We start from the raw sequence: 9981 nt of genomic DNA, 5'->3' as shown, positions 1-9981 counted from the left end.
GTTATAACTTCATTTTCCCAGTTAAACATAGCTCCCATAGCTTTTAATTGCTTTTCCATAGTTTCAATATTCTTATCAGTTGAATCCTTTGGATGAATTCCAGTTTTTATTGCATAGTTTTCAGCTGGAAGTCCAAAAGCGTCAAAGCCCATTGGTTGGAATACATTATATCCTTGCATTCTCTTCATTCTAGCCCATGAATCAACTGGTCCATAGTTAAACCAATGACCTGCATGTAATTGGCTACCTGATGGATAGGAGAACATTTCTAGTACATATAATTTTTCTCCATCCTTATTTGGGTCGAACTTATAAAGATTAGTTTCTTCCCACTTATCTTGCCATTTCTTATCAATGGAAGTTCCGTATTTAGCCATTATTAATCCTCCTCTAAAATAACACTTGATTGTAAAAAGAATAAAAAAATCCCTCATCTCAATTAAGAGACGAAGGATATATTCGCGGTACCACTCTTATTAGAAAATATAAATTTTCTCACTCAAAAATATAACGGGGGTCACCCGTACTTGCTTTTAACAAGTAAGCTCATAGGCAAGTTCTTATATTCTATGCACTGTTTTTCAGCAACCAACAGCTCTCTTAAGCATAAAACCTATAATACTACTCCTAATCACAGCCAAATATATAATTTTAATATACACAATTATATATTTTATTATATTATAAGTCAATATTTATAGTTGATGAATATAGATGATTTGTATATAGTATAACTAAAGAGTAATTAAGGAGGTTTATATTATGGATATAAAAGAATTAATTAAAGAAAAAAATTGGATTGTTATAGGTGATGTAACTAACAGTTCAAAATATGCATATAGGATTTTAAATAAGTTTAAAGATAAGGGGTATAAAGTAAGTGGAGTTCATCCTAAGGGTGGAGAAGGAGTGTATAAAACTATTAAGGAAGTACCCTATAAGATTGATGCAATAGATTTATGTATTAATTCGAAGTTAGGAATTGAATATATAAAAGAAGCTAATTCATTAGGAATTAAAAATGTGTTAGTACAACCAGGTGCAGAAAGTAAAGAAATATTAACTTACTGCAAGGAAAATGGAATAAATGTAATAGAAAATTGTGCTTTAGTTCAATTAGGTTAAGTAGTTTATATATAGTAATAATAAAAAGGGGAGAGATTCTTGTGTCTTGTTTAGGAAATATTATTTGGTTTATTTTTGGTGGATTTTTTAATGCTTTAGGATGGTTTATTTTAGGTTGTTTTTGGTCTATTACAATAATTGGAATACCAATAGGAAAACAATGCTTTAAAATGGCAAGTTTGCAATTAGCACCTTTTGGGAAGAAAGTAGTTACTACTAATGATAGTGGTGTAAGTTTAATAGCTAATATTCTATGGATAATATTTGGTGGCTTTGAACTTTGTATAGCTAATTTAATAAGTGCATTATTCTTATGCATAACAATTGTAGGAATACCTTTTGCTGCACAATCTTTAAAATTGGCAAAACTATCATTAATGCCATTTGGTAAGGAAATAGTGTAAATTATATTTGAATTTTTCTAAGAAATTCTTTTAAGATTCCTCTTTTAATAGTAGTATTATTTGTTGAAATAAGTATAAATTAATAATCTTAGATTAAAAGATAAAATACTTTTCAGAAGGAGATAATAATATATGACTAAATTTAAGAAGAATCTTGGAGAAGGCTCAGTAGTCAGGTTACTAGTAAGTTTAGCTTTTCCAGCAATTATAGCTCAACTTGTTAATGTTTTGTATAACATAGTTGATAGAATATTTATTGGAAGAATGGCTAGTGGAGATATTGCAATGGCAGGAGTAGGGGTAGCTTTTCCCATAATAATGATAATTTCTGCTTTTTCAGCTCTTATTGGTATGGGTGGAGCACCTCTAGCTGCAATAAAAATGGGGGAAAAAGATAATGAAGGTGCAGAAAAAATTATAAGTAATAGTTTTTCTACATTAGTTATTATAGGAATAATTTGTACAATTGTATTTTTCCTTTTTAAAGAAAAGTTATTATTGGCTTTTGGTGCTAGTGAAGCAACCATTAAATACGCAGTTGATTATTTAAGTATATATTTAATTGGAACAATCTTTGTTCAAATTGCTCTTGGTATGAATTCTTTTATTAATACTCAAGGCTTTGCTAAAATTGGAATGATGACTGTTGTTATAGGTGCTGTTATAAATATAATTTTAGATCCTATTTTAATTTTTAATTTTAATTTAGGAGTAAAGGGGGCAGCACTTGCAACTATATTTTCTCAATTAGTATCAGCAGTTTGGGTATTAGTTTTCCTCTTTGGAAGAAATAGTATATTAAAGATAAGAAAAGAGTACTTACTTCCAAGGTTAAAGGTTTTATTACCCATAATGGCTTTAGGTATATCTCCTTTTATTATGCAAGCTACAGAAAGCCTAGTATTAATAAGCCTTAATAATAAGCTTCAAATGTATGGAGGAGATTTAGCGGTAGGTGCAATGACTATTATGAGTAGCATTATGCAAATTGTAACTTTACCTCTTTTAGGTTTATCACAAGGAGCACAACCTATAATAAGTTTTAATTTTGGTGCAAGAAAAATAGAAAGAGTTAAAAAGACATTTAAATTATTATTATCTAGCTGTTTAGTTTACACATTTTCAATGTGGAGTGCTTTAATGATATTTCCAAGATTCTTTGTTGGAATATTTAATAATAAACCTGAACTTGTGGAAATAACAGCTTGGAGTATTAGAATATTCTTTGGAGGAATAATAATTTTTGGAGCACAAATAGCATGTCAACAAACCTTTCTTGCTTTAGGCCAAGCAAAGATATCACTAATTATGGCTTTACTTAGAAAGATAGTTTTATTAGTGCCTTTAATATTTATATTGCCATCCTTTGTTAGTGAAGGTAATAAGCTGACAGCTGTACTAGCAGCAGAACCTATTTCTGATATTATAGCGGCTTTAACAACAATAACTGTATTTACAGTATTTTATAAAAAAACCTTTAATAAAGTAGAAGCATAAATTTAAAAGTAATGGTTAGGGGGTAGAACTTTGAGTAGTGATGAAAATAGAATTATTTTCAATGAAATAAAGAGTTATGAAGATGCTTATTATTATAACTCTGATCCAAGCAATAGAATTAAATCTAATAAAATAGAAAAGAAAATAGAAAAGAAGAAATCTAATATTTCCGAAAAAGTTTTAGAAGTTATTGGAGTAATTCTTGAAGATGGGTTAGAAATTTTATTTTCTTTCTTAGACTAGAAGAGGCTGCTTAGGCAGCCCCTTTTATAGCTTTGTATGAATTCTTTGTAAGTAAAAAGAAATTAATAATGTTAATGCATAATCATAAACTAAAAAAACAATCTCCGCCAGTATTACAAAAATCCCTATGGGAAGTTTAGTAATTTCAACTGGTATAAAAGCTTTAAATACAAAGAATGATAAAACTAATATTATATTAAAAAATATTAGCTTTATAAAAATCTCTAGTGGTAGCTTGTTTATCTTTTCTATATAAAACTTTATTATTCCGTAAATTCCAAAAAATAGTATGTATAATATTATAATATTTAATGGAAGTATAAATAAGCCTATAATAGATGAAGCTACATAAACCAAAATAGCACTTTTCATTGAGCCTCTAATTAATGCAATTGGAACTAAAAGAGAGGCTAAAGTAAGTATACTTATTGTACTTATGGGTAATAACAGATTTAAGTATAAAATAACTATTGTTAACCCAGTTAAAATTCCACTTAAAGTAATTTCTTTAGCTTTCATAGATTAAACACCACCTATTTTCTATTAACAGCATCCTATAAGGTCTCCACCCATACATTCACATAGTGAGTCTAAACACCAAAGATTAATACAACAATCACAGGCGTCAGATGAAGATCTACCAGTAGTTCTATAGTAGTTTCCACTATATGCTGAAGTTCTTTGATGTAGTGAATTTAATGTTTGCCTATATTCAAAGTTATTTGAATCCATATTAACAGCAGTTTGAATATGGTTTAGACCAGCATCAAACCAACCTTTGTTAGTTAATATTACACCATATAAGAAATTCCATTCAGCATTTCTAGTTTGAATATTGTTTAATCTTCTTTCTGCTTCAAGAAAGTTTCTAGATTGAATTAATCTTCTGATTTCTGAAAAAGCATATGCATCATTAGAATTACTATTTGCATTACTTGAATTATTGTAAGAACTATTATAAGAGCTATTGTAAGAATTATCATAAGCTCCGTTAGAATTCTTAGTTAGCATATCGTAAGCAGCATTAATTTCTCTTACCTTTGCCTCTGCTAATTCTTTTAAAGGATTATCACCATATTGATCAGGATGATATTGCTTAATTAAATTTCTATATGCTTTTTTTATTTCCTCTTGACTTGCACCAGGTTTTAATCCAAGAACTTCATATGGGTTCATTATTTGTCACTCCTTTTATCTTCGCTAGTAGTATTTAAAACTCCTAAGTATTTATCCATCATTCCTAGTTCTAAAATGTTTTTTAGTATATCTTTATTCCTCTTTAAAGGTAACCTTTCTAAGATATCCTTACAGTTATAACTACAATTAAGTATAGTAAACTCAATTCTATCTTTAATTAAAGGTAATAGTTCTTGGAAAGATGAATTATTATTGTTATATAAAAAATTTATAGGATTAAATTTTTTATCTTTCATATCTTTTTTTAAATCATCAAAAGCATCAATTAAATATATCCATTTACCTAGTGTATAACCTAGGCTATACAAATAATTTCTTAATTCTTCACTATCATTAATTAATTCATTAGGATAAGACTTAAGAATATTGCCTACTATATCACTAAAGGGATGGCATATTTCATCTATTGAAGAAAAGTTTTTATTATTTTCAAGTTCTCTTAATTCTTTAAGATTATTTCTAATAATAATATTTATATCATCTATAGACTTATTTATTTTCTTTTGATAAGGATAAAGAATTTTTTCTAGAACTTTACTTTTTATATCATTATCATCTTCTATATCATCTTTAATTTTATGATAATATAGTGTCAAATTCATTGCAGCTGAATATTGAAGAGCATCATTGTTCATAACAACAGGCTTTTTTTCTATTGGATGAACAATACAACGTTTAAGTTCAAAGTCAGGTTCTTTTATGGATAATGAATCTAAAAGTACAGCTAAAAATGTCATATCATAGTTTAAAACCATTCTGGGTAGATTTCCGGCTCCTTTTTTTATATGAAGGCATAAGCCACAATAGTAACTTCTGAACCTTGTAAAATCCTTTACTTTAAGCTCTGCCTTTAGAGGAGTTACGTATCCAAACAATAAAAACACTCCTTAAATAATATTTTAGATTAATTATACAAAAATAAAACATTTTAAACAATGATTTAAGAAAAAATAAAGAAATGGCAAAGGATATATGGATTATAATGGATTGACAAACAAAATATGTAAAGGTATATTTTGTTTATATAAACAAAAAGGGGTAAATGAAATGGTTAAATTAGCAAAGATAATTTCAACAATAATATTAATTATATTAATAGGCTTTATTGGGAAATATATTTATGAAAATAAATATATAAAAATTCAAAATGGATATAGCAATGAAAATTTAAAGAATGATGAGAATAATAATAAGAAGAGTGAAGAAATAACTGATGAAAAGGAGAATATAAAAGAAAAAGAAAAAGAAAAGGAAAATTATATAAACATAGATAAAAGTTTAGTAAGAATTCCAATACTTATGTATCATTCAATTTCTGATTCTGATCCAAATAATAGCTTACTAGTTCCAGTAAAACAATTTGAAGAAGAAGTTAAATGGTTAAAGGAAAATGGATTTACACCTATGTTATTAGATGATGTAGTAAAGGCTTATGAAAGTGGAGATGTTCCTAAAAAGCCAGTTGCTATAACTTTTGATGATGGATATGCAGATAATTATTCAGAGGCTTATAGAATACTTAAGGAAAATAATATGAAGGGAACTTTCTTTATAATAACCAATAATACAGATATAGACAGCTATTACATGAATTCTTCTATGCTTAAAGAAATGAACCATAATGGTATGGGAATAGAGAATCATACTTCAAGACACATTGAATTCAGCAATATATGTAGAGAAGATAAAATTGCAATTATTGAAGAAGGCAGAAAAGCATTAAAAGAAAAAGTTGGAGTAGATAGTAATTTTATATGCTATCCTGTAGGTAAATATGATGAAGAAACTATAGAAGTTGAAAAGGAATTGGGAATTAAAGCAGCAGTAACAACTGAATATGGAATATCAAGTATTAGTGATGGCTTGCATTCATTAAAAAGAATAAGAATATTTCCAATGAATATAGATTCCTTTAAAGAAACATTTATAGAATTTATGTAAGTAGAGAAAAAATAGAATATACTTTATTTTTTAGAGTATACACGAATGTTTATAAATTTAAAAATGTGTTTTCAGAAAAAAATAATTGAAACAACGAACGATATGCTGTATAATCATTTTGAAGATTCGAAATTTAATAATAAGATATACACTTAGGAGGATTTTAAATGAAGAAGAAAGCACTAGCAATATCTTTATCAGCTTTAATGGCAACAGGTTTAATAGGTTGTGGAAGTAATTCAGGATCATCAGAAGGACAACTTAAAGTTGGTATGGTAACAGATGCAGGAACAATAGACGATAAATCTTTTAACCAAGGAACTTGGGAAGGAATATTAAAAGCTAAAGATGAGCTTGGGATTGATAATAATTATTTAAAACCAGCAGGAACTACAGAAGCGGATTATATGAAGGAAATTGGAAATCTTTACGATACTGGATACAAATTTATAGTAGCTCCTGGATTTAAGTTTGAAACTGCATTATTTAATGCTCAAGATAAATATTCAGATGCTAAATTTGTAATTATCGATGGTTCTCCTAATAATGGAAAATCAGGAGATGAGAGAGTAGAAAAAGTAGGAGATAATACAGTTGCAGTTTTCTTTGCAGAACAAGAAGCAGGATTTATGGCAGGTGTAGCAGCTTCTCTTGAATTAAAAGAAGGAAGCTTAGGATTTATTGGTGGAATGGAAATACCTTCAGTTCAAAAATTCAATTGGGGATTCCAACAAGGTGTTAATTATGCTAACGAAAATTTAGGAACTAAAATGGTTCTAAAAGCAGAAAACGTAGTTTACCAAGGTACATTTGATAATGTGGCTGCAGGTCAACAATTAGCAGCTACTATGTTTGATAGTGGAGTTAATGCAATATTTACAGCAGCTGGTGGCGTAGGTGTAGGTGCTATTAATGAAGCAAAAGCTAGAGCGGCAGCAGGTCAAAAAGCTTGGATAATTGGTGTTGATACTGACCAATATGAAGATGGTAAATATGATGGAGATAATTCAATAATTTTAACTTCTGCAATGAAGAAAATTGATATAGCAACTTATGATATAATTAAAGACGAGTTAGATGGAAACTTCCCAGGAGGAAAAACTTTAGTATTTGATATAAAAAATGATGGAGTAGGTCTTCCAAAAGAAAATCCAAATCTAAGTGCTGAAACTACTGCAAAGGTAGATGAAGTTTACAACAAAGTTAAAAATGGTGAAATTTCAATTTTAGCTGAACAAGGTAACTTAATTAAATAGTACAATAATTAATTGTGTTAACGGAGCTGTTATAAACGGCTCCAAATTTTAATGATTAGTTATTTTTTTATTTGATATAATTATCTATGTTAAATAATTTCAAAAACTCCGAAAGGAGTTTTTTCTTTGGATTTAAGTTTAATATATAAATGGAGGTGATTAATATTTTAGGTACAATAGTAAATAGTTTAGTAATAGTTATAGGTGCTTTTATAGGATTGTTTTTAAAGGGAAGTATAAATGAAAAAATAAGCAATACCATAATGAATGGATTGGCTTTATGTGTTGTCTATATAGGTATATCTGGTGCTCTTAAAGGAGATAATACAATAGTAATGATAATATCTGTGGCATTAGGTGCATTTATTGGAGAAATTATAGATATAGATAATAAACTTGAAGCTTTAGGAAAAGCAATAGAAAAAAGATTTAATAAAAACAATGGGAATATATCTATAGCTGAAGGGTTTGTTACAGCTACACTTCTATTTTGTATAGGGGCAATGGCTATAGTAGGATCATTAGAAAGTGGGTTAAATAATAACCATAGTACACTTTATGCTAAATCTATTTTAGATGGAATAAGCTCAATTATATTTGCATCCACTTTAGGAATAGGAGTAGCTTTATCGGCAATAGTTGTATTTATATATCAAGGGAGCATTACTTTAGCAGCGAGTTTTTTAGCAGCATTTTTAAGTGATATTGCTATAAATAACATGACTGCAGTAGGAAGTTTATTAATAATTGGATTAGGTTTAAATGTGTTAGGAGTAACTAAAATTAAGGTATCCAATTTATTGCCTTCAATTATTATTGCTGTAATATTAAGTTTTATTAATATATAGAAAAAATAAATATGTATTAAAAGTGTTATATTTGTATTAATTAAAGGTTTTATTTATTGAAATTAAAAAGCATATATTGTATAATTCGAAAGACAAAATAATGATTTACTAAAGATTAGGAGGAATACAAATGAAGAAAAAAGCACTAGCATTAGTGTTATCTACTTTAATGATTACAGGTCTAGTAGGATGCGGGAATCAATCAAAAGCTACAGAATCACATCTAAAAGTAGGTATGGTTACCAATTCTGGAACAATAGACGACAAGTCTTTTAATCAAGGTACTTGGGAAGGTATTTTAAAGGCGAAGGATGAATTAGGAATAGAAAACAACTATTTAAGACCATCAGGAACTACAGAAGCTGATTATATGAAGGAAATAGGAAACCTTTATGATACAGGATATAAGTTTATAGTAGCACCGGGATTTAAATTTGAAACTGCAATATTTAATGCACAAGATAAATATTCAGATGCAAAATTCGTAATTATCGATGGCTCTCCTAATAATGGTAAGGATGGAGATGCAAGAGTAGAAAAAATTGGAGACAATAGCGTTTCAATTTACTTTGCAGAACAAGAAGCAGGATTTATTGTTGGTATTGCAGCAGCTGTTGAATTAAAAGAAGGAGAACTAGGCTTTATAGGAGGTATGGAAATACCTTCAGTTCAAAAGTTTAACTGGGGCTTCCAACAAGGTATTAAATATGCTAATGAAAATCTAGGAACTAAGATGAATATAAAAGTAGAAAATGTAGTTTATCAAGGTACATTTGAAGATGTAGCAGCTGGTCAACAATTAGCAGCTACTATGTATGATAATGGAGTTAAAGCAATATTTGTAGCAGCTGGTAATGTTGGTATAGGCGTAATAAATGAAGCTAAGACTAGAGTTGCAGCTGGAAAAGAAGCTTGGGTAATAGGTACAGATGTTGATCAATATGATGATGGCAAATACGATGGGGATAAATCAGTTGTATTAACTTCTGCAATGAAGAAATTAGATACAGCAGCTTTTGATATGATTAAATCAGAATTAGAAGGCACTTTCCCAGGTGGAGAAAGTTTAATATTTAATGCTAAAAATGATGGCGTAGGTCTTCCAGAGAATAATCCTAACTTAAGCAGTGAAACAATTACAAAAGTAAATGAAGTATATAATAAAATTAAAAATGGTGAAATTGATATTAAAGTTGAACAAGGTGACTTAATTAAATAATTAATAGTTTTACTGTTAAGATATTTTCATAAAAAGGCGGATGCACCGTCTTTTTCTTATATCAAGGAGTAATTACAATTATTTTACAAAATAGTAAAGTGTAACTATAACATATGAAAAAATTATAAAGTTGGGAGGATGCTCATGAGTTATGTAGTAGAAATGCTTAATATTCGTAAAGAATTTCCGGGCATTGTAGCTAATGATAATATTACATTGCAGCTTAAAAAAGGAGAAATCCATGCTCTTTT

Annotated in this window: 12 protein-coding genes and 1 other annotated feature; of the genes, 8 read left to right on the top strand and 4 right to left on the bottom strand. The window is 28.5% G+C overall.

Features of this window, described 5'->3' with window-relative positions; genetic code table 11:
- On the bottom strand, positions 1–377 hold a 377-nt coding region (locus tag HUJ77_RS12350; protein WP_291709068.1), incomplete at its 3' end, for a class I tRNA ligase family protein.
- Positions 378–439: 62 nt separating this feature from the next.
- Positions 440–644 (bottom strand) — a binding site (T-box leader).
- Between the two features lie 118 nt (positions 645–762).
- Here HUJ77_RS12350 and HUJ77_RS12345 point away from each other — a divergent pair.
- The 4 genes from HUJ77_RS12345 (at position 763) to HUJ77_RS12330 (ending at position 3269) form a co-directional block, all read left to right on the top strand.
- On the top strand, positions 763–1125 hold the full coding sequence (locus tag HUJ77_RS12345; protein ID WP_291709067.1) for a CoA-binding protein: 363 nt from the start codon (positions 763–765) through the stop codon (positions 1123–1125).
- 41 nt (positions 1126–1166) lie between these two features.
- Positions 1167–1529: a YccF domain-containing protein gene (locus HUJ77_RS12340; RefSeq protein WP_291709066.1), complete on the top strand. Its 363-nt coding sequence runs from the start codon at positions 1167–1169 to the stop codon at positions 1527–1529.
- 132 nt (positions 1530–1661) lie between these two features.
- The gene (locus tag HUJ77_RS12335) at positions 1662–3026 is read left to right on the top strand and encodes an MATE family efflux transporter (RefSeq protein ID WP_291709065.1); all 1365 of its coding nucleotides are present in this window, start codon (positions 1662–1664) and stop codon (positions 3024–3026) included.
- 30 nt (positions 3027–3056) lie between these two features.
- Entirely contained in the window at positions 3057–3269 is a 213-nt protein-coding gene (locus tag HUJ77_RS12330; RefSeq protein ID WP_291709063.1) for a hypothetical protein, read from the top strand.
- A gap of 24 nt (positions 3270–3293) precedes the next feature.
- Here HUJ77_RS12330 and HUJ77_RS12325 read toward each other — a convergent pair whose 3' ends face one another.
- Genes HUJ77_RS12325 through HUJ77_RS12315 form a run of 3 tightly spaced genes read right to left on the bottom strand, consistent with a single transcriptional unit; the run spans position 3294 to position 5341 of the window.
- The gene (locus HUJ77_RS12325) at positions 3294–3788 is read right to left on the bottom strand and encodes a hypothetical protein (protein ID WP_291709061.1); all 495 of its coding nucleotides are present in this window, start codon (positions 3786–3788) and stop codon (positions 3294–3296) included.
- Between the two features lie 24 nt (positions 3789–3812).
- Positions 3813–4445 carry a J domain-containing protein gene (locus tag HUJ77_RS12320; RefSeq protein WP_291709060.1) on the bottom strand — a complete coding sequence of 211 codons (633 nt, stop codon included), beginning with the start codon at positions 4443–4445 and terminating at the stop codon, positions 3813–3815.
- On the bottom strand, positions 4445–5341 hold the full coding sequence (locus HUJ77_RS12315) for a DUF5685 family protein (protein ID WP_291709058.1): 897 nt from the start codon (positions 5339–5341) through the stop codon (positions 4445–4447). Before HUJ77_RS12315 ends, HUJ77_RS12320 begins: the two co-directional genes overlap by 1 nt.
- A gap of 172 nt (positions 5342–5513) precedes the next feature.
- Between HUJ77_RS12315 and HUJ77_RS12310 the strand changes: the two genes are divergently transcribed.
- From HUJ77_RS12310 to HUJ77_RS12295, 4 genes are all read left to right on the top strand, one after another.
- Positions 5514–6407: a polysaccharide deacetylase family protein gene (locus HUJ77_RS12310; RefSeq protein WP_291709056.1), complete on the top strand. Its 894-nt coding sequence runs from the start codon at positions 5514–5516 to the stop codon at positions 6405–6407.
- Positions 6408–6574: 167 nt separating this feature from the next.
- Positions 6575–7663, top strand: coding sequence for a BMP family ABC transporter substrate-binding protein (locus tag HUJ77_RS12305; protein WP_291709054.1), 1089 nt, complete (start codon positions 6575–6577; stop codon positions 7661–7663).
- A 164-nt stretch (positions 7664–7827) separates the two neighbouring features.
- Positions 7828–8511: a DUF554 domain-containing protein gene (locus tag HUJ77_RS12300; RefSeq protein ID WP_291709085.1), complete on the top strand. Its 684-nt coding sequence runs from the start codon at positions 7828–7830 to the stop codon at positions 8509–8511.
- A gap of 130 nt (positions 8512–8641) precedes the next feature.
- On the top strand, positions 8642–9730 hold the full coding sequence (locus tag HUJ77_RS12295) for a BMP family ABC transporter substrate-binding protein (RefSeq protein ID WP_291709052.1): 1089 nt from the start codon (positions 8642–8644) through the stop codon (positions 9728–9730).
- The last annotated feature ends 251 nt before the right edge of the window (positions 9731–9981 follow it).

The organism is Clostridium sp., assembly GCF_021443865.1.
In the GTDB taxonomy this organism is placed as follows: domain Bacteria; phylum Bacillota; class Clostridia; order Clostridiales; family Clostridiaceae; genus Clostridium.
The sequence above is the reverse complement of the archived record's forward strand: the minus strand, read 5'-3'. Positions and strand labels throughout refer to the sequence as shown.